The organism is Serratia proteamaculans, from assembly GCF_946227095.1.
In the GTDB taxonomy this organism is placed as follows: Bacteria; Pseudomonadota; Gammaproteobacteria; order Enterobacterales; family Enterobacteriaceae; genus Serratia; species Serratia proteamaculans_E.
On the sequence record NZ_CAMISV010000015.1, the window covers coordinates 97,402 to 119,105 of the forward strand.

Sequence of the window (21,704 nt, forward strand, 5' to 3'; positions counted from 1 at the left end):
TTAGAACAGCGAGACCCGGAAGCCGGGGTTGAGGAAAGATTCACGCGGTGTATAGAGCAGCGGTCTGCCCTGCCAATCGTGGATCTGCGCCCCGGCTGCCACCGCGACTGCGTGACCGGCAGCGGTATCCCAAATATTGGTGGGCCCAAAACGTGGGTAAAGCTGCGCTTTACCTTCTGCCACCAGGCAGAACTTCAGCGAGGAGCCGACAGAAACGGTCTGATGCTCCCCCAACTGTTTCAGGTAATCCTTCAGTTCTTCATCACTGTGCGAACGGCTCACCACCACCAGCGGCGGATTGGCATTACTGACGCCAATCACCTGACGCTGACCCTTTTCTTCTTTCCAGGCTTTACCGCGCTCGGCCAGATACAGCACGTCGATCGCCGGGGCATACACCACGCCCATCACCGCCTCACCGTCTTCTATCAGCGCGATATTTACCGTAAATTCGCCGTTACGATTAAGGAATTCCTTGGTGCCGTCCAGCGGATCGACCAGCCAGTAGCGCGTCCAATTCTGCCGTACTTCCCAGGCTGGGGGATCTTCCTCCGACAGCAAGGGGATTTCCGGCGTCAGTGCCGCCAGGCCACGTTTGATTATGTGGTGCGCTGCCAGATCGGCCGCAGTCACCGGGGAGTCATCTTTTTTCTGTGCGACATCAAGCGGCTGTTCACCGTCATACACCGCCATGATTGCCGCGCCCGCCTCGCGGGACAGTTGGCAAATTTGCTCTAACATCATTCACCTCAGATAGGCAGTTCCGTGGGTCATTTCCCCTTTCTCATTGCTAGTAGCCTAGTTTTTTTTGCATGGAATATCCATCACAACGATTTAACCTGCGGTTATCGTTCAAGTCTTTGCCGTCACAACTGTGACATTTCCTGCGTTCCCTCGGCTAATTTTCTGCCACACTTCACAGTTTGGTGAGACGACCAATGTTAATTACATGTCCCTCTGCGATAAAACTCGAAAAATGGAATGGAGAAAGCCAACAATGATGAAGCGTCCGCTGACGTTGTCTGCCCTCGCTGTACTGGTTTGCGCCTCGGCGCAGGCGGCAACGGTCGATCTGCGCGTGCTGGAAACCACTGACCTGCACAGCAACATGATGGACTTTGATTACTACAAGGATAAACCGACCGATAAATTCGGCCTGGTTCGCACCGCCAGCCTGATTGAACAGGCCCGCCAGCAGGCCGCCAATACGGTACTGGTGGACAACGGCGACATTATTCAGGGCAGCCCGCTCGGCGATTATATGGCGGCCAAGGGCCTGAAACCCGGTGATGTGCACCCGGTATATAAGGCGATGAATACCCTGAACTATGTGGTCGGCAATATCGGTAACCATGAGTTCAACTACGGGCTCGACTACCTGAAAAACGCCATCGCCGGTGCCAAATTCCCGTACATCAACGCCAACGTGATCGATGCTAAAACGCAGAAACCGCTGTTCACTCCTTACATTATCGTCGATACGCCGGTAAAAGACCGTGACGGCCAAGAACATAGTTTACGTATCGGTTATATCGGCTTTGTACCGCCGCAGATCCTGGTGTGGGATAAAGCCAATCTGCAGGGCAAGGTCACCGTCAATGACATCACCGAAACGGCTAAACGCTACGTGCCGGAAATGCGCAAACAGGGCGCCGATCTGGTCGTCGCTATCCCGCACTCCGGCCTGTCCAGCGAGCCCTATAAGGCCATGGCGGAAAACTCGGTGTACTACCTCAGCCAGGTACCGGGCATCGACGCCATCATGTTCGGCCATGCTCACGCGGTGTTCCCAAGTAAGGACTTCGCCAATATCAAAGGGGCTGACATCACACAGGGTACGCTAAACGGCATACCGGCGGTGATGCCGGGCCAGTGGGGCGATCACCTCGGCGTGGTCGATCTGCAATTGAATAACGACAGTGGCACCTGGAAAGTCACGGCAGCCAAGGCGCAAGCACGGCCGATTTACGACAAAGAGAACAAGAAATCGCTGGCAGCGGAAGACGCCAATCTGGTGAAAGTGTTGGCAGAAGATCATAAAGGCACGCGGGACTTCGTCAGCAAGCCAGTCGGCAAGGCTGACGACAACATGTACAGCTATCTGGCGCTGGTGCAGGATGATCCGACAGTGCAAATCGTGAATAACGCTCAGAAAGCCTACGTCGAGCACTATATTCAGGGCGATCCGGATTTGGCCGATCTGCCGGTGCTGTCGGCTGCGGCACCGTTCAAGGTGGGTGGGCGCAAGAACGATCCGGCCAGCTTCGTTGAAGTGGAAAAAGGTCAGCTCACCTTCCGTAACGCGTCCGATCTCTACCTTTACCCCAATACGCTGGTGGTGGTGAAGGCCAGTGGCAAAGAGGTGAAAGAATGGCTGGAGTGTTCCGCCGGGCAGTTCAACCAGATCGACGTTAACAGCAGCAAGCCCCAGGGCCTGATCAACTGGGACGGTTTCCGCACCTATAACTTCGATGTGATTGATGGGGTTAATTATCAGGTCGACGTCAGCCAACCGGCGCGTTACGACGGCGAATGTCAGTTGATCAACGACCAGGCCGAGCGCATTAAGGATCTGACGTTCAAAGGCAAGCCGATCGATCCGAAAGCCACCTTCCTGGTTGCCACCAATAACTATCGCGCCTACGGCGGCAAGTTTGCGGGGACCGGCGATCAACACATTGCCTTCGCTTCACCGGATGAGAACCGCTCGGTACTGGCGGCTTATATCAGCGCTGAAACCCAACGGCATGGTGCGGTACGGCCACAGGTGGATAATAACTGGCGCCTGGCGACGTTCAGTAGCCCGCAGCCACTGGATATCCGCTTCGAAACTTCACCGAGTGACAAAGCCACTGCGTTTATCAAAGCGCATGCCCAATACCCGATGAAAGCCGAAGGGACAGACAGCGTCGGCTTTGCGGTTTATCAGATTGATTTAAGCCGTAAATAAATAAGCAGTAGGCCGGGGGAAGCCACCTTCCCTTGGCCATCTACTCCTTTTACTCTCTGGTGCGAGCTTTAAATTGCATTTATAATACATGTTATAAATTCTTTCATTTAAAGAGGCACTCCCATGGATTACCGTAACCAATCCCTTGGCGCTCTCGCCATCGCCATTCCCCGGGCATCGCGCCTGTTCCGCCTGAACGATTTGGATTTCTGCTGTGGGGGCAAACAAACTCTGCAACGCGCCGCCGAGCGTAAAGGGCTGGATATCGAGCAGTTGGAAAACGAACTGGCCACCCTCGCCGCCGCACCGGAACCAAGCCATGATTGGCGCACGGCACCGCTCGGCGACGTGATTGACTATATCCTGCCACGCTTCCATCAGCGGCACCGCGAGCAACTGGCCGAGTTGGTACTGATGGCGGAAAAAGTCGAACGGGTTCACGCAGACAAGCCCACCTGTCCACGCGGTCTGGCTAAACAGCTGAACCTGATCCGGCTGGATCTGGAAAATCATATGATGAAAGAAGAACAGATCCTGTTCCCGATGATCAGACAGGGTATGGGGCGCCAGGCGGCTGGGCCGATCTCGGTAATGGAACATGAGCATGATGAAGCGGGCGAGCAGTTAGAAGTGGTGAAATTCCTCACCAATAACGTGACGCCACCGGAAGGAGCCTGCAATACCTGGCAGGCGTTGTATGGCGGTATTGACGAGTTCATTGATGACCTGATGGAACACATCAATCTGGAGAACAACCTGCTGTTCCCCCGCGCGCTAAACGGCGCATAAAACAAGGGCGCCAGCAAGGCGCCCAGAGAAACCTGTTATAGGATTACAGGATTTCCAGCAGTTCTACGTCAAACACCAACGCGCTGAATGGCGGGATGGATGCGCCTGCACCACGCTCGCCGTAGGCCAGGTCGTGTGGGATATACAACTGCCATTTGGAACCAACTGGCATCAGGGTCAGTGCTTCGATCCAGCCTGGGATCACGCCGCTAACCGGGAACTCAGCCGGTTGGCCACGCTCTACGGAGCTGTCGAACACGTCGCCGTTAATCAAACGACCGGTGTAATGCACACGCACGCGATCCTGACGGGACGGGATTGGGCCATTGCCCTGCTCCAGCACGGAGAACTGCAGACCGGATTCGGTCAGCGTCACTTCGTCACGCTTGGCGTTATCTTCCAGGAACTTCTGACCTTCAACGGCCATTGCCTGCTGACGATCACGACGCACGGCATCCGCACGTTCGTGGATTTCACGCAGGGCACGGTGAACCACGTCTACCGGAACCGCCGGGGCATTCCCTTCCAGCGCGTCACGCAAACCTGCCAGCAAAGCTTCCGGTTGTAAACCTTCCAGACCGGACTCTTGCAACTGCTGGCCGACCTGTAAACCAATCCCGTAACTCGCTTGCGCTTCAACGCTGTCAAAAGAAGGGGTTGTCATGGGGTTTTCCTTTAGTCTGTAAAAAGTCGAAAGCGCAGCATAACAGCGCCGCAAAGCCGGGTAAAATCTTGTGTGGAGAATGATGACTTTTGTCGTAGAAAAAGAAACAATAACCTTCTGTTAACGCCCGCTTACGCGATCCCAGGCGAGTCGCCTGCCGCAACAGACATGAGTTTGCTGCTGCCTTTCACTTCAATCAGTTAGCGGGTTATACTGGAAGCAGGGCATCGGGCCGTCGGTACAGCCTTTTGTACTCTGATATTTTACGCCGTTGAAGAGAGGTCACCATGGGCAGAATCTCGCCCAGGAGAAGGAAAACCACCCGTGTCTACCAGCCATTACTGCGCACCTGGCTGAACTTCAGCCAGCGCCTGAAACCAGGCTCCGCGCCAGAGGCGGTAGAAGATCCGGATTCAGAACAACCACCGGAAAAGGGTAAGGGACAGAATATCAAAGCGTTACTGCTGAAGATCTGGCATCTGCCGGACGGTTTTGGTTGGATGGAGCCATTACCCTATTTTCACCGCCGCTGGACCCTGATTTTCGGTATCATCCTGCTGCTGGCGCTGTTGTGGCCATATTCATCGGAAAACAGCGGGCAGCCCTTCCCGGTCACTCAGCAGGATAACAGCGTCCCATTGCGGGCCGATCTGCAAAATGACGCTCAGCAACAGCACGCCGCAGAACCTGAACCGGCGGGCAACTGGCAACGCTACCAGATCCAGCCGGGCCAGACGCTGGCGCAGCTGTTCCGCGATAACAGCCTGCCGGTGAACGAAGTGTTCGCCATGGCGCAGGTGGAAGGCAACGACAAGCCACTCAGCAATATGAAGGCCGGCCAGGAAGTGCGTATCGAACGGGATACCAACGGTGTGATCACCGCGCTTTCGGTCACTACGGCAGATAACAGCCAGGTGCTATTCCGCCGCCAGGCTGACGGCAGCTATCGCCGCGAGCGTTAATTCGCTAACTGCGTCAACAGAAAGTCGCGCAGCACGACGCCATGGTTGTGCTGTGTGTCTTTACTGCCATAAAGCAAGGTCATGGGTTGCCCTTGTCGTAATAACGCCACCAGCGGCTGCCAAGCGTCATTTTCCGCCAGTTGCCGTTGGTAGCGGCTTTCAAACTCTTCCCACTGCTCGATATGCTGATGAAACCACTGCCGCAGTGCATTATCCGGTGCGACCTGCTTTAGCCACTGAACGCCCTGCAACCGTTCCTTGCTGACGCCTCGCGGCCACAGTCGATCAATCAGATAGTAGTTCTCCGGTGCCGGGCCGGTAAAGTCATACACTCGCTGTAGGTTAATCTCTGCCATTTGCCACCGCTCCTCACCCAGGGTGATAACAGGGTAACGCGTTTTGCCGGACGCAGAAAAGCAAAACGCCAGCACAAGGCTGGCGTTTTAACTTGGTGAGCAGCAGCGATTAAGCTTCTGCTACCACAACTACATTCAGCTGTGCGAATACGTCGCTGTGTACCTGGAACTGAACTTCGTGTTCACCAGTGGTACGCAGAACGCCATTCGGCAGACGAACTTCGCTCTTGGCAACTTCAACGCCTGCCGCAGTAACTGCGTCAGCGATGTCGCGAGTGCCGATAGAGCCGAACAGTTTACCTTCGTCGCCTGATTTAGACGCGATGGTGACTGAACCCAGTTCGTTGATCTTGGTTGCGCGAGCTTCAGCAGCAGTCAGAATTTCAGCCAGTTTGGCTTCCAGTTCTGCACGGCGTACTTCGAAGAACTCTACGTTTTTCTTGGTAGCAGGAACAGCTTTGCCCTGTGGTACCAGGAAGTTACGGGCGTAGCCCGCTTTAACGTTAACTTGATCACCCAGGCTGCCCAGGTTTGCTACTTTATCAAGCAGAATAACTTGCATTACCTTATCCTCTTAAAGTCGTTAATAGACGGCGGCCGATTACTGATGACGATCAGTGTATGGCAGCAGGGACAGGTAGCGAGCGCGCTTGATGCAGCGAGCCAGCTGACGCTGGTATTTTGCACGAGTACCGGTAATACGGCTCGGGACAATTTTACCGCTTTCGGTAATGTAGTTTTTCAACGTTGCGATATCTTTGTAATCGATCTCAACAACGCCTTCCGCTGTGAAACGGCAGAACTTGCGACGACGGAAATAACGTGCCATTAGGCTAGTCTCCAGAATCTATCAATTCAATCTGCTCGGCATGCAACACCGTCTTGTTCAGTCCATTGCGCCCTTGATGGCTGCTAATGAAACCTGAAACGGTGAGAGGCGTACCGACCGTTATACTTTGAGTAATGGCCTGATGGGCTTTGCCGCTGATAATCACCGGCATACGACACCAGGCTTGCCGGGTAAAACCGGCTTCCACCTGCACTGAACGGTGCTCAAGCACGAACTGGCAATGTGGAATACCTGACGGGCTCACTTTACGCGTCGGCGTCTTGCACACAGTGCCAGACAACGTCAGCCGATTAGCCGTCACGGTAAATTACTCTTCAGAATCCCCAGCATCTGCATCATCTGCGGTTTCGTTAGCGAAGTCTTCGCGGCGATCGCCACGACGTTCGTCTTTCGCTTTAACCATCGGAGATGCTTCAGTTACCGCGTGCTTAACGCGCATAACCATGCTGCGGATAACGGCGTCGTTGAAGCGGAAGTTAGTTTCCAGCTCATCGATCGCTTCCTGCGGAGCTTCAACGTTCAGCAGAACGTAGTGAGCTTTGTGCAGTTTGTTGATCGGGTAAGCCAGTTGACGGCGGCCCCAGTCTTCCAGACGGTGAATCTGACCAGCAGCGTTAGTGATAGTAGCACTGTAACGCTCGATCATGCCCGGAACCTGTTCGCTTTGGTCAGGGTGGACCATAAAAACGATTTCGTAATGACGCATCGAATTGCTCCTTACGGATTATTCAGCCTCCTGTCAGGGTCAACCGCGGCCCATGGAAGCAAGGAACGTGTATGTGTGTGCGGCTGAAAAAATGACGCGTAATCATACTTGCGCAGGCTGAAAAACTCAAGGGTCGAAGGGGGCTTATTATCGGTAATGCGAAGCGGATGCGAAAATAGCACGATTTGCTGTCAGCAAAACCTATGTACACAAATCCATCAGTTCAAAAAATCCCTCAATGAAATCATCACTGCCGCGTGAATTTCATTCATTTTTTTTGAAAGAGGTCATCAAAATGACGGCCTTTTTAATCCGACGGGAAGGTCTAAAATTGTAGTTATCCGCCGCAGACAGCGCGACGAAAAAGATTTGAGGTTATTCAATACATGCAAATAACTTTTTGCTGCACTGGCATCGGCTGTCAGGCCGTTGAAGCAAACAGTTAAGAGAGGCAATTATGAAACGTATTACCATCGCTACCGCCATTGCTTTGCTGTTTTCCGCCAACGTCATGGCCGCGACCGAGATCACTTCCCATCAGGCTGACCAACGTCAGAGCGTAGGATTCGTCACGCTGAACCAGAATGTGGTCTCTCCGGATGACGCCACCAGCCAGGTGAGCAAGATAGCCGATCAGCGCGGTGCCACCGCCTATCGGATCATTGCCCTGCATGAGCCTGAAAACAACAGCACCATCCACGTCAGCGCCGAGCTGTATCGCTAAGTGAAAATGCAGTACCAGGGAAGCAAGTCGTGCCCAAAACAGTCAATTAAAATACGCAAGTCACCATCAGCCCCCTGCATGCAGGGGGCTTTTTTTACAACGTTTGCACGAAGAAATCGGCGGTGGCACTGAGCGCCTGCGGCGTAATACGGTGCTTGACTCCCGGCTCAGTAAGCAACGTCAATTGCCGGTCCCAGCCGCTCTGGCGCAGTTCAGTCGCCAGCCGCAGGCTTTCCGCCACCGGTACCAGATCGTCTGCCTCACCGTGCCACAGCAACAGTGGGCGATCGGCAATTTTTTCCAACTGGTGCTCCAGACCGTAATCCGCCAGCACGGCAATGCGTGCGTCAAAGCCGCTGGGCGACAAAGGCTCCCCCTGCTCATCCAGCGGCGGGAACAGCGTTTGCGCCAGGGAGGTGTAATAACCGGCCCCCATCAGACTGGCGGCCGCTTTCACCCACGGATAACGGGCAAAGCTGCCCAGCGTCGTCATCCCGCCCATTGACGCCCCGCCCACGCCAATACGCCCTTCGGCAACCAGACCACGCTGCTCAAAATGCGCTTTCAGTGCCGGTAACTCGTCAATATTGCGTCGGAGGATCTCCCAAAATCTGGCCAGCCGCTTCGGTTCATCACCATCAAAACGCTCACCGTGCAGATCAGCATCCGGCAGTACCACGCGAAACCCGACCTTGGCTAAGGCATAGGCAAAATAGGCGTAGACTTCTTTCGACGAGGTATAACCATGGTAGAAAAATACCGTCGGCAGCGGTTGGTGATACTGCCCTGCAGGCACCGCGTGGATCACCGCAATGTCTCCCACCCGCTCGTCATAGATTTCAATCATCCGTTTTCCCTCTGCGTTGCTGTCGGCCTTCATAATGGCAAACTTGCGCTAAAAAGCATTAGCTTAATCTGTTCCAATTTATAATGGGTTACACTGAAATCATGCTATCCGCTATACCGAGGTGCTTATGAAACCGTCCCGCCTGTTACTGCCCCTGACGCTGGTCACGCTACTTAGCGCCTGTGGCATGATGACCACTACGCCAAAAGCCCCACCGGCACCTACCGGACAAGCGCAAGAGATCACCCGGGCGCAAACCGGCAGTCTGGTGAAAATAGGCACCACCAGCGCACTGGTCCGCGGTAGCCCAATGGATGTAGAGGCGGAAATTCAGAAGAAAGCCAACGCCAGCGGAGCACGCTATTACATGATCATGATGAACAGTGAAACCGTGGTTCCAGGCCAATGGTATTCGCAGGCGATCCTGTACCGGTAAACGCTGGAGTTTTAATAAGATTTACATTGGCTTTGCACAGACTGAAGTTGGCTGTTGCACACTGGCGGTCAGCGCGCCGCAGCCTGCGGGCGTGGATCCAGGATCCGACCAAGGGGAACGCCATGACACGCTCCGCCGCTCTCACCGCCCTCCTGCTTTCAATGGGGTTACTCAGCGCCAACGCCCAGTCCGCTGAATTGGCCCCCGCAGACCGCGTTACGCCGCTCAGCGAAATTGCGGAAATCACCCTGAATAACCTGTCTGGCTCACCTCAGGATGTAGAACAATTGATTGCCCGCAAAGCTGATGAGCATGGCGCGAGCTATTACCGGATCCTGCGGCTGGAAGAACAGGCGCATCAGCCAGGCTGGCGCGCCTCGGCAATACTCTATCTTTAGTAGGTCATACAGGCCGCATTCAGCACGCCGCCGCTGACTGACACGCCCCCCAGGAAGATCCCGGCGGCCACGTGATTGGACTCAATCTTGTCGCTGATACGCGGCATGTAGATTTTCACCGCCGCAAACAGCAGCAGTTGTACCACCAACGCCACCACGCCCCATAACAGGTAGTCCAGCAGGCTGACCGAGTTGATCGCCGCACTGGCCAGCGGGATCACATAACCCAGGCAGGCGCCGACAAATCCAATGGCGGCTGACTGGTTGTCGGCCTTGATCAACGCCCATTCGTCATGCGGCGTAATGCGGGTATAGACAAACAAAAATACCAGAACCATGGCAAAGCCACTGAAGAAATAAGAGGCGAATGCCGCCAACGCGCTGAGAATATCCATGTCATGTTTCCTGGTCAGAGGTCAGTATCCCTTACGGGCCAAGTGCTGAATTAAAAAGCTTTTCCCGCTGTAACGCCACTGTTTTCCCTAGCCTCCCATCGCTCGGGCGAACAGCGTCTCGCACAGTCGGTCTGGTAATGTTCGTTCACCACGGGCATCAAGCATCATTTGACACCAGGCTTCCGCCAACGGCGGTGAACTGTAACGCAGAAGCTGCGCTGCGGCGAACAGATTGAATAACGCGCCGGTGACCGCCCGTCCCTGCTCTTCCTGAGGTTTGCGCATCAACTGGAGCAGCCGTCGCCATTGGTGATCAAAGTGACGGTTCTGTCCCCTGACCTCGCCAAACTCAAGCTCCAGCGCCTCCTGCACCACCGGCAGCTTTCCCCAGGCCCGCATCACGTCCAGACACATAATATTGCCGGAGCCTTCCCAGATGCTGTTCACCGGCATTTCCCGGTACAGCCGTGGCAACTCACTCTCTTCACAGTAGCCAATACCGCCCAACGCCTCCATCGCTTCGCCAACAAAAGGGATGCCTTGTCGGCAGACTTCAAACTTCGCCGCCGGGGTCATCACCCGACACAGCGCCTGCTCCAAAGGGGCCTCGACGCCAATGCTGTCATAGGCTCGCGCCAGGCGCATCAAGGCCGCCGTCTGCCCCTCCAGCCGCAGCGCCATCCGCGCCAATACCTGGCGCATCATCGGTTGCTCGATCAGAGGCTTGCCAAACGCCTGCCGCTGCAGAGCGTGGTACAGCGCCACCGACAACGCGCGGCGCATCAAACCCTGGCTGCCCAACGCACAGTCAAAGCGCGTCAGACCGCCCATTTTCAGGATATGCCGCACACCGTCCCCTTCCTCACCCACCAGCCAGGCGATGGCATCCTGGAACTCCACCTCACCGCTGGCGTTGGAGCGATTACCCAGCTTATCCTTCAGCCGTTCCAGCCGTATGGCGTTGCGCGTGCCGTCCGGCAAAATACGCGGCAGAAAGAAGCAGGACAGACCGCCCTCGGCCTGCGCCAGCACCAGATGCGCATCGCTCTGCGGCACCGAGAAGAACCATTTGTGTCCCACCAGCCGGTAAGCCTCCCCCGTGCCCCGGGCCGCCAGCGGGTTGGCGGTGGTGGTATTGCTCAATACGTCGGAACCGCCCTGCTTTTCAGTCATCCCCATGCCTATCAACAAACCGCGCTTTTGCCCACCGGGCAACAAATGCGCATCGTAACGGTCGGAAAGCAGCGGCGTCAGCCAGGATTGGAATTCTGCAGGTAATGAGCGCTGCAGCAGTGGAATAGCGCCAAAAGTCATGGTCACCGGACACAGGGTGCCGGCTTCGACCTGGGCATGCAGTACAAAGCGCGCTGCACGTGCCACGAATGAACCAATGCGGGCATCCTCCTGCCACGGCAGGTTATGCACCCGGTTGGCGATCAGCCCCTGCATCAGGATATGCCAGGCGGGATGGAAACGGACATCGTCCAACCGCTGGCCGGTGGCATCATAGCGCAGCAGCTCCGGCGGATTGGCATTGGCCAGTCGCCCCAGCTCCAGTGACTCCTGGGTGCCCAACTGTTGGCCCAGCGAGGCCAGCACCTCGACATCCCAACCGGCTTGTTCGCGCTGTACCGCTTCATGCAGCGGCGTATCGGACAGGAACAAATTACTGTTCCCCAGTGGCTTCGGCTGGTTAAAAACGGTGTGTGTATTCCAGACCATGGGCTTGCTCCCTGATAAAAGCGTCAGGAGTAATTATGGTCGTCAGGGGGATTTCTGCCGCAGGTAAGATCACAGGCTGGGAGTTGAGAAAGTAATAAGGGCGCAAAAATTCTACGCCCTTACCGGTAAATCAGCTGCGCTGACGCACCGCTTCAAACAGACAGATGCCGGTGGCAACGGAAACGTTCAGTGAAGATACCGTGCCTGCCATCGGAATGCTGATCAACTCATCGCAGTGCTCGCGAGTCAGGCGACGCATGCCTTCGCCTTCCGCGCCCATCACCAGCGCCATTGGGCCGGTCATTTTGCTCTGGAACAAGGTGTGGTCGGCTTCGCCGGCAGTACCGACGACCCAGACGTTCATTTCCTGCAGCAAACGCAGGGTGCGCGCCAGGTTGGTCACGCGGATCAACGGAACGTTTTCCGCCGCGCCGCAGGCCACTTTCTTGGCAGTGGCATTCAGTTGGGCAGAACGATCGCGCGGAACAATGACCGCGTGTACACCGGCCGCATCGGCGCTGCGAAGACAGGCCCCGAGGTTGTGCGGGTCGGTCACGCCATCCAGCACCAGCAGGAACGGCGTATCCACGCTTTCAAGCAACTTCGGCAAGTCATTTTCCTGATACTGACGCCCTTCGCGCACCCGGGCGATAATACCCTGATGCACCGCGCCCTCGACTTTCTCATCCAGCCACTGGCGGTTTGCCACCTGGATAACAATGCCGGTCGCTTCCAGCTCGGCAATCAGCGGTTGCAAACGGCGATCGTCACGCCCTTTGAGGATAAACACTTCCAGGAAGCGTTGCGGATCGTTGTCTAACAGGGCCTTGACGGCATGAATACCGTAAATAATTTCGCTCATGATGCTCTTTTAACTGTGCGGCTGGCGTATGCCAGCCGGTGATAATGACGTGTGGCAGATTAAGCCTGCTCAGCACCTTTCTTCTTGCCGGCGCGTTTGGCCTTGGTCGCCGACGCTATTTTCCGGGTTTTGTCAGACACTTTCTTGGCTTTCGCCTTTTTGTCTTTCTTCACCTTGTCAGCGGGTTTGGCTTCGTCTTTACGGAAGGCGCTGTCAGGTTCAAAATTGGCTGGCGCTTTGCCACCACGACGTTTGCGGGGTGCAGCAGTGCGGCCTGCACCGGCCCCGCCACGCAGAGTGCGTTGGCCACCATTCTTGGCGCGATCGCGTTCGGTTTTGCCTTCACCACGCGGTTTGCGAGTGCTGGAAACCAGAGCGAAGTCGATTTTACGCTCGTCCATATGCACCGCTTCAACGCGGATCTCCACCGTATCGCCCAGGCGATAAACCACGCCGGAGGATTCGCCAATCAGACGCTGACCGATATTATCGTAGCGATAATAGTCATTATCCAGCGATGATACGTGCACCAGACCGTCGATAAACAGATCGTTCAGGCGGACGAAGAAACCAAAGCCGGTCACGCTGGCAATAATACCGCTGAACACTTCCCCGACGTGATCCTGCATAAAGTCGCATTTCAGCCAGTCGGCCACGTTACGCGTCGCTTCATCAGCGCGGCGCTCGGCCATCGAACAGTGCTCGCCCAGCTGCAGCATTTCTTCAAAGTCACTGTGCCAGCCACCGGTCGGCGTCCAGCGCTCTTTCGGCTCGCCGTGCTCTTTAGCCAGCTGATATTTGATCGCGCGGTGCATCGCCAGATCCGGATAACGACGGATCGGTGAGGTGAAGTGGCCATAAGAAGCCAGTGCCAGACCAAAGTGACCCCGGTTTTCCGGATCGTAGACGGCCTGCTTCATGGAACGCAGCAGCATGGTTTGCAGCATTTCATGGTCAGGACGTTCGGACACTTCATCCATCAAGGTGGCGTAGTCCTTCGGCTGCGGCTTGTTACCGCCGCCCAGCGTCAGACCCAGCTCGCCCAACACGCTACGCAATGCGGTAATGTGATCGTCGCTCGGACGATCGTGCACACGGAACAGCGCTGGCTCGTTATTCTTCTCAACGAAGCGCGCCGCGGCGACGTTCGCCATGATCATGCACTCTTCGATCAGCTTGTGGGCGTCGTTACGCACCGTTGGCTCTACGCGCTCAATACGGCGTTCGGCGTTGAAGATAAACTTGGCTTCTTCGGTTTCGAAAGCAATACCGCCACGTTCGGCACGCGCCTGATCCAGCACCTTGTACATCGTGTGCAGTTCTTCCAGGTGTTTGACCAGCGGGTGATAATGCTCACGCAGCTCCTGATCGCCCTGCAAGATGTGCCAGACTTTGTTGTAGGTTAAACGGGCATGAGAGCTCATTACCGCTTCATAGAATTTGGCCGTCGACAGACGCCCCTGGGCGGAGATGGTCATCTCACACACCATACACAGGCGGTCAACCTGCGGGTTCAGCGAGCACAGGCCGTTGGACAGCACTTCCGGCAGCATCGGGATAACCTCCGACGGGAAGTACACCGAAGTTGCACGGTTACGCGCTTCGTCATCCAGCGCCGTGCGAGGACGTACGTAGTAGCTGACGTCGGCAATGGCTACCCACAGGCGCCAGCCACCGCCGCGTTTTTTCTCGCAGTAAACCGCATCATCGAAATCGCGTGCGTCTTCGCCGTCAATGGTCACCAGCGGTAACTGACGCAGATCGACACGGCCTTTCTTGGCGGCTTCCGGTACCTGTTCGCTGAGATCGGCAACCTGCTTTTCTACCTGTGGTGGCCAGACATGCGGGATCTCATGGGTGCGCAGAGCGATATCCACCGCCATGCTGGTGCCCATTTTATCGCCGAGGATCTCAACGATCTTGCCCACCGCTTTGGTACGGCGGGTTGGACGCTGGGTCAGCTCCACCACCACCATAAAGCCCATGCGCGCACCGATGGCGGCATCGGCAGGGATCAGGATGTCAAAGCTCAGGCGGCTGTCGTCCGGCACCACAAAGCCGGTACCGGCGTCCATAAAGAAGCGGCCGACGATTTGGCTGGTTTTCGGTACCAGCACTCGAACGATGCGCGCTTCACGGCGGCCCTTGCGGTCTGCAGCCATAGCCTGTGCCAGCACCACATCACCGTGGATTGCCATTTTCATCTGCTCGGCTGACAGATACAGGTCGTCTTTGCTGCCTTCAATACGCAGGAAACCAAAGCCATCACGGTGGCCGATAACGGTGCCGCGCAGCAGGTCAAGGCGTTCCGGCAGTGCATAGCACTGGCGGCGGGTAAAGATTAACTGACCGTCACGCTCCATCGCACGCAGACGGCGGCGCAACGCTTCTAAAGGTTCTTCACCGGTTAAATTCAGCTCTTTGGCCAGCTCTTCGCGGCTAGCCGGCGTTTCTCTTTTCGCCAGATGGGCCAGAATGAATTCACGGCTTGGGATTGGGGATTCATATTTTTCTGCTTCTCGTTCCAGGAATGGATCTTGTGACATTGCGGTTCCTCCGTTGTCATCAGCAGGGTGCCGCTGAGCCTTGTCTTCTCAGCGACGCTTTATTCGACAAGCAATAGCTTGTAGAGCGATGGATTGTCTTCGACCATATCGGCCAGTGTGTGGCTGTCCAGCTCTTCAAGGAAATTCTGTACGCCCTGTTGCAGCACCTGTTTCAGGCGGCAAGCAGGGGTTATGTGGCAAAAGTTACTGCTGCAGTTAACCAGTGAGAGCGGCTCCAGCGCCCTGACGACATCGCCGAGGCGAATGGTTTCGGCCGGTTTGCCCAAACGGATGCCGCCGTTCTTACCGCGCACCGCGGTCACAAACCCAACCCGGCTTAACTGATTGATGATCTTCACCATATGGTTTCTGGACACGCCGTAGACCTCGGTAACTTCCGAGATACTGGTCATTTTGTCCGGTGGCAGCGAGGCCATGTAGATCAACGCCCGCAGGCCGTAATCAGTAAAACTTGTTAACTGCACATCTACCTCTGGGTATCATTTTACCCGTCTGATACGCCGATTTTCGGCATTATTCAAAAGATTACTTATTGGATAATAAACCAGCCAGAGAGTTCGCCGCTAATTATTTAGCGTATCTCGGGCTCTGGACAGGTTAAAGAAAGGATTTTTCGAAGTGAAACCGCAACCGGGGAGAAAAATGATAAAAACAAACCGGGACATTGCCCGGTTTGTTTTACTGCCGCAAGGCCAGATTATGCGTCGAACGGGTCGCGCAGGATCATGGTTTCGCTACGGTCTGGGCCAGTAGAGATAATGTCTACCGGTACGCCAGTCAGCTCTTCAATGCGCTTGATGTAGTTCAGCGCCGCCTGTGGCAGTTTGCTGTGTTCTTTCACGCCGAAGGTGGTGTCGCTCCAGCCTGGCATGCTTTCGTAGATTGGCTCGATACCTTCCCAACCTTCAGCCGCCAGCGGAGTGGTGGTCATTTCGCGGCCGTCAGGCATGCGGTAACCCACGCAGATCTTCACTTCCTTCAAGCCGTCCAGCACGTCCAGCTTGGTCAGGCAGAAGCCGGACAGGGAGTTGATCTGTACTGAGCGGCGAACCGCTACCGCGTCCAGCCAGCCGGTACGACGACGACGACCCGTAGTGGCGCCGAACTCGTTACCCTGCTTGCACAGGAATTCACCAGTTTCGTCGAACAGCTCAGTTGGGAACGGACCTGCACCCACACGGGTGGAGTAGGCTTTAACGATGCCCAGCACGTAATCCACGTAACGCGGACCAATACCTGAACCGGTAGCAACGCCGCCAGCAGTGGTGTTGGAAGAGGTCACGTACGGATAGGTACCGTGGTCGATATCCAGCAGGGTGCCTTGTGCGCCTTCGAACATGATCAGATCGCCACGCTTGCGCGCGCCGTCCAGCAGTTCGGACACATCAACAACCATGGCGGTCAGGATATCGGCGATAGACAGCACGTAATCCAAAGTCGCCTGGTAATCAACGGCTTCAACTTTGTAGTAGTTGACCAACTGGAAGTTATGATAATCAACGATTTCCTTCAGCTTAACGGCGAAGGTTTCTTTGTTGAACAGGTCGCTAACGCGCAGACCGCGGCGAGCAACTTTATCTTCGTAAGCCGGGCCAATACCGCGGCCGGTGGTGCCGATGGCTTTCGCGCCACGTGCTTTCTCGCGCGCGTTATCCAGCGCAACGTGATAAGGCAGGATCAGCGGGCAGGCTTCGGACAGTAACAGACGTTCGCGTACCGGGATACCGCGCGCTTCGAGTTCACCCATTTCTTTCATCAATGCGTCTGGAGCCAGAACCACACCGTTGCCGATGATGCTGGTCACGTTTGCACGCAGAATGCCTGAAGGAATCAAATGAAGGACGGTTTTTTCACCGTTAATAACCAGAGTGTGGCCAGCGTTATGGCCCCCTTGGTAGCGCACAACATATTGAGCCCGTTCGGTCAGCAGGTCTACGACCTTGCCCTTACCTTCGTCACCCCATTGAGTGCCCAGTACGACGACGTTCTTACCCATTTTAAAAATCACCGGTTGCTTAAAAATGGATTCTACCACCGTAATTCGTGAGTTTCAGCACTTTTAGCATAGGGTTGCATATTTTTTAGGCTAAACTTTAAACCCCTGCGTGTGTACGCAACATGTAGTAGATCACGCAGCCCGCAACCACTATTCCACCGCCAAATCGACGCAGTGTCGCGTCAGGAAACTGGGTCATCGCCAGTATCATTTTACGCCAGGCCTGCGGGAACAACATCGGACCCAAGCCTTCCAGCACCAAAACCAGCCCAAGTGCCAGCCAGATCGTTGAATTCATCAGTGACTCCCAAAAAGAAAGGGCCCGCGTTTAAACGGGCCCTCGATCATTAACCTGTCGTGGTTACTTGCGCACGGAATCAGGCGACTTCATGTAGCGGAAGAAATCGCTGTCCGGGCTCAGTACCATCACGTCCTGGTTACTGCTGCTGAAGCTGGTTTCATAAGCACGCAGGCTACGGATGAAGGCGTAGAAGTCCGGATCCTGGCTGAATGCGTTAGCAAACAGTTTGGCCGCTTCGGCATTACCGTCACCACGAGTGATACGCGCCGTACGTTCGGCTTCTGCCAGGGTACGAGTCACTTCATAGTCTGCGGTCGCGCGCAGCTTCTCAGCCTCTTCCTGACCCTGTGAACGGTGACGACGGGCTACCGCTTCACGCTCGGCGCGCATACGCTGGTAGATTGCATCAGACACTTCTGCAGGCAGGTTGATCTGTTTGATACGCACGTCGATCACTTCGATACCCAATGCCGCCATGCTGTTTGGGTTAACCTTCGGCAGTTTGCCGGTGGTTTCCTTTTCAACACGCGCCGCCGCAGAGGCGATAGCGTCATCGGCTTCGGTGGTCGCCACTTCCTGGTCATCACCCACGGTACCGGTGTTCAGCGCGTCACGTACGTCGGACATCAGCTTGCCGCGCGAGTCGGTTACGATGTCTTTCACATCCAGACGACCAATCTCGGAACGCAGACGGTCACTGAATTTACGTTTCAGCAGCACTTCGGCCTGTGAAACATCACCGCCGCCGGTTGCCAGGTAGTAACGGCTGAAATCGCTGATACGCCATTTCAGGTAAGAATCGACGATCAGGTCTTTCTTCTCGCTGGTAACAAAGCGGTCAGCCTGGTTGTCCATAGTCTGGATACGTGCGTCCAGCGTTTTCACTGACTCAATGAACGGGATCTTGAAGTGCAGACCCGGCGCATATACCAGCGGTTTATTGTCGCTGTCACGCAGTACCTTGCCAAAACGCAGCACGATGCCACGCTGACCTTCCTGAACCACGAACAGAGAGGCGTACAACGCCACCAGCACCGCGAGGACGATTACTACAAAAGACTTACGCATTGATTATTCTCTCCCTACGCGAGTGGTGTCGTCACGCTGTGCATTAGCCCGGCGCTGGTCCATGACCGAGCCGTTGCTGGTGCGCTGGCTGCTGGAGCTGGCGCCGCTGTTGGCAGACGTACCCGGGTTGAGACGAATCAGGCTGGTGTCTTTACTGCCGTCAGTTGCCGCGCCGGCTTGGCCACGCAGCATTTGATCCAGTGGCAACACCATCAGATTGTTGCCTTTGTCATTCACCAACACTTTACGGGTGTGGCTCAGGACTTTTTCCATGGTTTCGATATACAGACGCTCGCGAGTAATTTGCGGTGCAGACTTGTATTCCGGCAACAGCTTGGCAAAGCCAGCAACCTCACCCTGAGCTTCCAGGATGGTACGGTCTTTATACGCCTTGGCATCTTCTAGCAGACGCTGCGCCTGACCGTTCGCACGTGGCTGAACTTCGTTGGCGTAAGCTTCTGCCTCACGGATGTACTGCTGCTCGTTTTCACGTGCGGCAATCGCATCATCAAATGCGGCTTTTACCTCTTCCGGCGGACGAGCGGCCTGGAAGTTGACGTCCAGCAGCGTGATGCCCATGTTGTACGGACGAATAGTCTCTTCCAGTACGCGTTGGGTATCGCTACGCACGATAGTACGGCCTTCGGTCAGGATCTTGTCCATGGTGTACTTGCCGATAACGCCACGCAGGGCGCTGTCAGTAGCCTGGCTCAGGCTGTCGTCGGCATTGGTCACGCTGAACAGATACGCTTCCGGATTGGTTACGCGGTACTGCACGTTCATTTCTACGCGCACCACGTTCTCATCGGAGGTCAGCATCACGCCAGAAGCGGCCAGTTCACGCACCGATTCCACGTTGACCGGACGAACTTCATCGATGAAGGTCGGTTTCCAGTTCAAACCCGGCTGTACCAGGTGACTGAACTTGCCAAAACGAGTCACGACACCGCGCTCGGCTTCTTTGATGGTGTAGAAGCCGCTGGCGGCCCAAATCACCACCACCGCAACCGCGGCGATACCGATAATACGACCGCTGAGGCCTGGACCCGAGGTGCCCGTGCCGCCGCTGTTATTGCCGTTGGAGCCTTTGCCCCCGCCCAAGCCGCTCAATTTCTTGCTCAGCTTGCGGAAGATATCGTCCAAATCAGGTGGCCCTTGATCGCGACCGCCTTTGTTATTACCGCCAGAGTTGCCGCCATTGTTATTGCTGCTCCCCCACGGGTCGCGGTCCTGTCCGTTATTACCGGGCTGATTCCACGCCATGTTTTAGCTCCATATTCTGTGATTGGGTACTTCAGGCTTACGCGAAGCTCAAATGTAACAGGATATGATCATACTATAAAGTTAATCAGATCCTGTTCCTGTTTGCAGAGGCGACGCCATTCGACGATGGGCATACGCACCACCACGCCAATGCTGCCGTCTTCTTCGTTCCACTCTTTCTCAATTGCCTGAAGCTGGTAAAAACGGCTACGAAGACGGCCTGCTTCTGGCGGTAAGCGCAGCTCATAATGCGCGATTTCCCCCGATAAGCGCTCCGTCAACGCCTGATACAGCAACGGGATACCTTCACCGCTGGCGGCGGACAGCCACACCCGGATCGGTAAGTTTTCATCGTTGCGGTCGATACGCGGGACAAAATCATCCAGCATATCTATTTTGTTCATCACTAACAGTGTAGGGATCTCATCCGAGTCGATCTCTGCCAACACGGTATTTACCGCTTCAATGTTTTCATCGACACGGGTGTCCGCGGCGTCGATTACATGTAACAGCAAAGAGGCCTGACGCGTTTCTTGCAGCGTTGCCTTAAAGGCGGCCACCAGATCGTGCGGCAGGTGTCGGATAAAGCCTACGGTATCCGCCAACACGGTATCGCCCACATCGGCCACATCAATGCGCCGCAAGGTTGGATCCAGGGTGGCAAATAGCTGGTCTGCAGCGTATACATCGGCAGACGTTATTCGGTTAAACAGGGTGGATTTGCCGGCGTTGGTGTATCCCACCAACGATACGGTTGGCACTTCAGCACGGGTACGCGCACGTCGGCCCTGTTCACGCTGCTTAGCTACCCGCTCTAGGCGGCGTAGAATCAAGCTAATGCGATCGCGTAACAGACGACGGTCGGTCTCTAACTGGGTTTCCCCTGGCCCGCGCAGGCCAATCCCCCCTTTTTGACGCTCAAGGTGCGTCCAGCCACGAACCAAACGCGTGGCGATGTGGCGCAACTGCGCCAGCTCTACCTGCAGCTTACCTTCATGGGTACGGGCACGCTGGGCAAAGATGTCTAGAATCAACCCGGTGCGATCGATCACCCGGCATTCGCACAGGCGTTCAAGGTTTCTCTCTTGCGCCGCAGAAAGGGAGTGATCAAACAGGACAACAGATGCGCCACTGGCTTTTACCGCATCTGCAATTTCTTCGGCCTTTCCTTCACCGACAAAGTACTTGGGATGTGGGGCTTTGCGGCTACCAGTCACCACTTGCAAAGCTTCGACACCCGCAGAGGACACCAGGGATTCGAACTCACTGAGATCTTCTGTATCTTTGTCTTGCGAGAAATAGATATGAACCAGGACGGCCTGCTCACCGGCTTCATAACGGTCAAACAAGCGTGCAACCTCTCAAACGGGAACCCGTGAGTTTGGGGGACATAAACAGCCCACGGCTGCTTATGCTCCCCGTCATGGTTGACTCGCAACGCGCTTTATTCAGCGTCATCGCTTTCCTGCTGCGGCTGTTGCGGCGCAGACGGGTTGTTACCATGGTGATAGTTACTGGTGCCGCCGCTCGGAGTATTGCTATGGTGCGAAACCGGGCGTGACGGGACAACGGTAGAGATAGCGTGCTTATAAACCATCTGGCTCACCGTGTTTTTCAACAGGATGACAAACTGGTCAAAAGACTCAATCTGGCCTTGCAGCTTAATACCATTCACCAAATAAATAGAAACCGGAACACGTTCACGACGCAATGCGTTCAGGAACGGATCTTGCAAAGATTGCCCCTTAGCCATTCTATCTTTTCCTTATTTGCTTGTTGTTTTTAACTAAGAACCTGTCGGCTCTAAAATAAACGACCTAAAAAATTTGCGCGCTGAATACTCATCAA

The 21,704-nt window shown here is 55.4% G+C and carries 25 protein-coding genes; 6 read left to right on the top strand and 19 right to left on the bottom strand.

Annotated elements, in window-relative coordinates:
• Nucleotides 1–741, bottom strand: coding sequence for a 3'(2'),5'-bisphosphate nucleotidase CysQ (gene cysQ, locus OC597_RS23150; RefSeq protein ID WP_261256887.1), 741 nt, complete (start codon nucleotides 739–741; stop codon nucleotides 1–3).
• Between the two features lie 256 nt (nucleotides 742–997).
• Between cysQ and OC597_RS23155 the strand changes: the two genes are divergently transcribed.
• Nucleotides 998–2,950: a bifunctional 2',3'-cyclic-nucleotide 2'-phosphodiesterase/3'-nucleotidase gene (locus tag OC597_RS23155; RefSeq protein WP_262210639.1), complete on the top strand. Its 1,953-nt coding sequence runs from the start codon at nucleotides 998–1,000 to the stop codon at nucleotides 2,948–2,950.
• A gap of 123 nt (nucleotides 2,951–3,073) precedes the next feature.
• On the top strand, nucleotides 3,074–3,739 hold the full coding sequence (gene ytfE, locus OC597_RS23160) for an iron-sulfur cluster repair protein YtfE (protein ID WP_261256881.1): 666 nt from the start codon (nucleotides 3,074–3,076) through the stop codon (nucleotides 3,737–3,739).
• A 43-nt stretch (nucleotides 3,740–3,782) separates the two neighbouring features.
• Here the strand turns inward: ytfE and bamJ are convergent, their stop codons facing one another.
• Nucleotides 3,783–4,403 carry a BamJ family beta-barrel-assembly machinery protein gene (gene bamJ / locus OC597_RS23165; RefSeq protein WP_037423251.1) on the bottom strand — a complete coding sequence of 207 codons (621 nt, stop codon included), beginning with the start codon at nucleotides 4,401–4,403 and terminating at the stop codon, nucleotides 3,783–3,785.
• A 287-nt stretch (nucleotides 4,404–4,690) separates the two neighbouring features.
• Between bamJ and OC597_RS23170 the strand changes: the two genes are divergently transcribed.
• A complete protein-coding gene (locus OC597_RS23170; RefSeq protein ID WP_085119430.1) occupies nucleotides 4,691–5,365 on the top strand; it encodes an OapA family protein in 675 nt (224 codons plus the stop codon).
• Here the strand turns inward: OC597_RS23170 and OC597_RS23175 are convergent.
• The 5 genes from OC597_RS23175 to rpsF all read right to left on the bottom strand — a co-directional run bounded on the left by OC597_RS23175 (nucleotide 5,362) and on the right by rpsF (nucleotide 7,277).
• Nucleotides 5,362–5,721 (bottom strand): DUF488 domain-containing protein, encoded by a 360-nt coding sequence (locus tag OC597_RS23175; protein ID WP_262210642.1) that lies wholly within the window; start codon nucleotides 5,719–5,721, stop codon nucleotides 5,362–5,364. The genes OC597_RS23170 and OC597_RS23175 overlap by 4 nt on opposite strands.
• 109 nt (nucleotides 5,722–5,830) lie before the next feature.
• Nucleotides 5,831–6,283: a 50S ribosomal protein L9 gene (gene rplI / locus OC597_RS23180; RefSeq protein ID WP_012004910.1), complete on the bottom strand. Its 453-nt coding sequence runs from the start codon at nucleotides 6,281–6,283 to the stop codon at nucleotides 5,831–5,833.
• 39 nt (nucleotides 6,284–6,322) lie between these two features.
• Nucleotides 6,323–6,550, bottom strand: a complete 228-nt coding sequence (rpsR, locus tag OC597_RS23185; RefSeq protein WP_002210155.1) for a 30S ribosomal protein S18 — start codon at nucleotides 6,548–6,550, stop codon at nucleotides 6,323–6,325.
• Nucleotides 6,551–6,554: 4 nt separating this feature from the next.
• Nucleotides 6,555–6,872 (bottom strand): primosomal replication protein N, encoded by a 318-nt coding sequence (priB, locus tag OC597_RS23190; RefSeq protein WP_085119426.1) that lies wholly within the window; start codon nucleotides 6,870–6,872, stop codon nucleotides 6,555–6,557.
• 6 nt (nucleotides 6,873–6,878) lie between these two features.
• On the bottom strand, nucleotides 6,879–7,277 hold the full coding sequence (gene rpsF, locus OC597_RS23195) for a 30S ribosomal protein S6 (RefSeq protein WP_006317459.1): 399 nt from the start codon (nucleotides 7,275–7,277) through the stop codon (nucleotides 6,879–6,881).
• 457 nt (nucleotides 7,278–7,734) lie between these two features.
• Here rpsF and OC597_RS23200 point away from each other — a divergent pair, with 457 nt between their 5' ends.
• Nucleotides 7,735–8,001 carry a YdgH/BhsA/McbA family protein gene (locus tag OC597_RS23200; protein WP_085119424.1) on the top strand — a complete coding sequence of 89 codons (267 nt, stop codon included), beginning with the start codon at nucleotides 7,735–7,737 and terminating at the stop codon, nucleotides 7,999–8,001.
• Nucleotides 8,002–8,095: 94 nt separating this feature from the next.
• Here the strand turns inward: OC597_RS23200 and yjfP are convergent, their stop codons facing one another.
• On the bottom strand, nucleotides 8,096–8,848 hold the full coding sequence (gene yjfP / locus OC597_RS23205; RefSeq protein WP_261256871.1) for an esterase: 753 nt from the start codon (nucleotides 8,846–8,848) through the stop codon (nucleotides 8,096–8,098).
• A 127-nt stretch (nucleotides 8,849–8,975) separates the two neighbouring features.
• Between yjfP and bsmA the strand changes: the two genes are divergently transcribed.
• Both bsmA and OC597_RS23215 read left to right on the top strand, forming a co-directional pair.
• Nucleotides 8,976–9,284, top strand: a complete 309-nt coding sequence (bsmA, locus tag OC597_RS23210) for a biofilm peroxide resistance protein BsmA (RefSeq protein WP_261463935.1) — start codon at nucleotides 8,976–8,978, stop codon at nucleotides 9,282–9,284.
• A gap of 122 nt (nucleotides 9,285–9,406) precedes the next feature.
• Nucleotides 9,407–9,682 carry a YdgH/BhsA/McbA family protein gene (locus OC597_RS23215; protein WP_261256869.1) on the top strand — a complete coding sequence of 92 codons (276 nt, stop codon included), beginning with the start codon at nucleotides 9,407–9,409 and terminating at the stop codon, nucleotides 9,680–9,682.
• Here OC597_RS23215 and OC597_RS23220 read toward each other — a convergent pair.
• The 11 genes from OC597_RS23220 to hfq form a co-directional block, all read right to left on the bottom strand.
• Nucleotides 9,679–10,077 carry a DUF350 domain-containing protein gene (locus OC597_RS23220; protein ID WP_261256867.1) on the bottom strand — a complete coding sequence of 133 codons (399 nt, stop codon included), beginning with the start codon at nucleotides 10,075–10,077 and terminating at the stop codon, nucleotides 9,679–9,681. The two genes, OC597_RS23215 and OC597_RS23220, sit on opposite strands and share 4 nt — an antisense overlap.
• Nucleotides 10,078–10,164: 87 nt before the next feature.
• Nucleotides 10,165–11,799, bottom strand: a complete 1,635-nt coding sequence (locus tag OC597_RS23225) for an isovaleryl-CoA dehydrogenase (RefSeq protein WP_262210648.1) — start codon at nucleotides 11,797–11,799, stop codon at nucleotides 10,165–10,167.
• Nucleotides 11,800–11,929: 130 nt separating this feature from the next.
• On the bottom strand, nucleotides 11,930–12,661 hold the full coding sequence (rlmB, locus tag OC597_RS23230; protein ID WP_085119414.1) for a 23S rRNA (guanosine(2251)-2'-O)-methyltransferase RlmB: 732 nt from the start codon (nucleotides 12,659–12,661) through the stop codon (nucleotides 11,930–11,932).
• A 59-nt stretch (nucleotides 12,662–12,720) separates the two neighbouring features.
• Nucleotides 12,721–15,207 carry a ribonuclease R gene (gene rnr / locus OC597_RS23235; protein WP_262210650.1) on the bottom strand — a complete coding sequence of 829 codons (2,487 nt, stop codon included), beginning with the start codon at nucleotides 15,205–15,207 and terminating at the stop codon, nucleotides 12,721–12,723.
• 59 nt (nucleotides 15,208–15,266) lie between these two features.
• Nucleotides 15,267–15,692 carry a nitric oxide-sensing transcriptional repressor NsrR gene (nsrR, locus tag OC597_RS23240; RefSeq protein ID WP_261256857.1) on the bottom strand — a complete coding sequence of 142 codons (426 nt, stop codon included), beginning with the start codon at nucleotides 15,690–15,692 and terminating at the stop codon, nucleotides 15,267–15,269.
• A 233-nt stretch (nucleotides 15,693–15,925) separates the two neighbouring features.
• Nucleotides 15,926–17,224 (bottom strand): adenylosuccinate synthase, encoded by a 1,299-nt coding sequence (locus OC597_RS23245; protein ID WP_099064530.1) that lies wholly within the window; start codon nucleotides 17,222–17,224, stop codon nucleotides 15,926–15,928.
• A 97-nt stretch (nucleotides 17,225–17,321) separates the two neighbouring features.
• Nucleotides 17,322–17,522, bottom strand: a complete 201-nt coding sequence (locus tag OC597_RS23250) for a DUF2065 domain-containing protein (RefSeq protein WP_017891360.1) — start codon at nucleotides 17,520–17,522, stop codon at nucleotides 17,322–17,324.
• Nucleotides 17,523–17,585: 63 nt separating this feature from the next.
• Nucleotides 17,586–18,593, bottom strand: a complete 1,008-nt coding sequence (hflC, locus tag OC597_RS23255; protein ID WP_085119409.1) for a protease modulator HflC — start codon at nucleotides 18,591–18,593, stop codon at nucleotides 17,586–17,588.
• 3 nt (nucleotides 18,594–18,596) lie between these two features.
• Entirely contained in the window at nucleotides 18,597–19,856 is a 1,260-nt protein-coding gene (hflK, locus tag OC597_RS23260) for an FtsH protease activity modulator HflK (RefSeq protein ID WP_262210652.1), read from the bottom strand.
• A 68-nt stretch (nucleotides 19,857–19,924) separates the two neighbouring features.
• Nucleotides 19,925–21,205, bottom strand: coding sequence for a ribosome rescue GTPase HflX (gene hflX, locus OC597_RS23265; RefSeq protein WP_085119406.1), 1,281 nt, complete (start codon nucleotides 21,203–21,205; stop codon nucleotides 19,925–19,927).
• Nucleotides 21,206–21,300: 95 nt separating this feature from the next.
• Nucleotides 21,301–21,609 carry an RNA chaperone Hfq gene (gene hfq / locus OC597_RS23270; protein ID WP_012004894.1) on the bottom strand — a complete coding sequence of 103 codons (309 nt, stop codon included), beginning with the start codon at nucleotides 21,607–21,609 and terminating at the stop codon, nucleotides 21,301–21,303.
• Nucleotides 21,610–21,704: the final 95 nt, after the last annotated feature.

Coding starts and splice junctions, on each gene's coding strand:
- cysQ (WP_261256887.1), bottom strand. CDS start 741: ATGTTAGAGCAAATTTGCCAACTGTCCCGCGAGGCGGGCGCGGCAATC.
- OC597_RS23155 (WP_262210639.1), top strand. CDS start 998: ATGATGAAGCGTCCGCTGACGTTGTCTGCCCTCGCTGTACTGGTTTGC.
- ytfE (WP_261256881.1), top strand. CDS start 3,074: ATGGATTACCGTAACCAATCCCTTGGCGCTCTCGCCATCGCCATTCCC.
- bamJ (WP_037423251.1), bottom strand. CDS start 4,403: ATGACAACCCCTTCTTTTGACAGCGTTGAAGCGCAAGCGAGTTACGGG.
- OC597_RS23170 (WP_085119430.1), top strand. CDS start 4,691: ATGGGCAGAATCTCGCCCAGGAGAAGGAAAACCACCCGTGTCTACCAG.
- OC597_RS23175 (WP_262210642.1), bottom strand. CDS start 5,721: ATGGCAGAGATTAACCTACAGCGAGTGTATGACTTTACCGGCCCGGCA.
- rplI (WP_012004910.1), bottom strand. CDS start 6,283: ATGCAAGTTATTCTGCTTGATAAAGTAGCAAACCTGGGCAGCCTGGGT.
- rpsR (WP_002210155.1), bottom strand. CDS start 6,550: ATGGCACGTTATTTCCGTCGTCGCAAGTTCTGCCGTTTCACAGCGGAA.
- rpsF (WP_006317459.1), bottom strand. CDS start 7,277: ATGCGTCATTACGAAATCGTTTTTATGGTCCACCCTGACCAAAGCGAA.
- OC597_RS23200 (WP_085119424.1), top strand. CDS start 7,735: ATGAAACGTATTACCATCGCTACCGCCATTGCTTTGCTGTTTTCCGCC.
- yjfP (WP_261256871.1), bottom strand. CDS start 8,848: ATGATTGAAATCTATGACGAGCGGGTGGGAGACATTGCGGTGATCCAC.
- bsmA (WP_261463935.1), top strand. CDS start 8,976: ATGAAACCGTCCCGCCTGTTACTGCCCCTGACGCTGGTCACGCTACTT.
- OC597_RS23215 (WP_261256869.1), top strand. CDS start 9,407: ATGACACGCTCCGCCGCTCTCACCGCCCTCCTGCTTTCAATGGGGTTA.
- OC597_RS23220 (WP_261256867.1), bottom strand. CDS start 10,077: ATGGATATTCTCAGCGCGTTGGCGGCATTCGCCTCTTATTTCTTCAGT.
- OC597_RS23225 (WP_262210648.1), bottom strand. CDS start 11,799: ATGGTCTGGAATACACACACCGTTTTTAACCAGCCGAAGCCACTGGGG.
- rlmB (WP_085119414.1), bottom strand. CDS start 12,661: ATGAGCGAAATTATTTACGGTATTCATGCCGTCAAGGCCCTGTTAGAC.
- rnr (WP_262210650.1), bottom strand. CDS start 15,207: ATGTCACAAGATCCATTCCTGGAACGAGAAGCAGAAAAATATGAATCC.
- OC597_RS23245 (WP_099064530.1), bottom strand. CDS start 17,224: ATGGGTAAGAACGTCGTCGTACTGGGCACTCAATGGGGTGACGAAGGT.
- OC597_RS23250 (WP_017891360.1), bottom strand. CDS start 17,522: ATGAATTCAACGATCTGGCTGGCACTTGGGCTGGTTTTGGTGCTGGAA.
- hflC (WP_085119409.1), bottom strand. CDS start 18,593: ATGCGTAAGTCTTTTGTAGTAATCGTCCTCGCGGTGCTGGTGGCGTTG.
- hflK (WP_262210652.1), bottom strand. CDS start 19,856: ATGGCGTGGAATCAGCCCGGTAATAACGGACAGGACCGCGACCCGTGG.
- hfq (WP_012004894.1), bottom strand. CDS start 21,609: ATGGCTAAGGGGCAATCTTTGCAAGATCCGTTCCTGAACGCATTGCGT.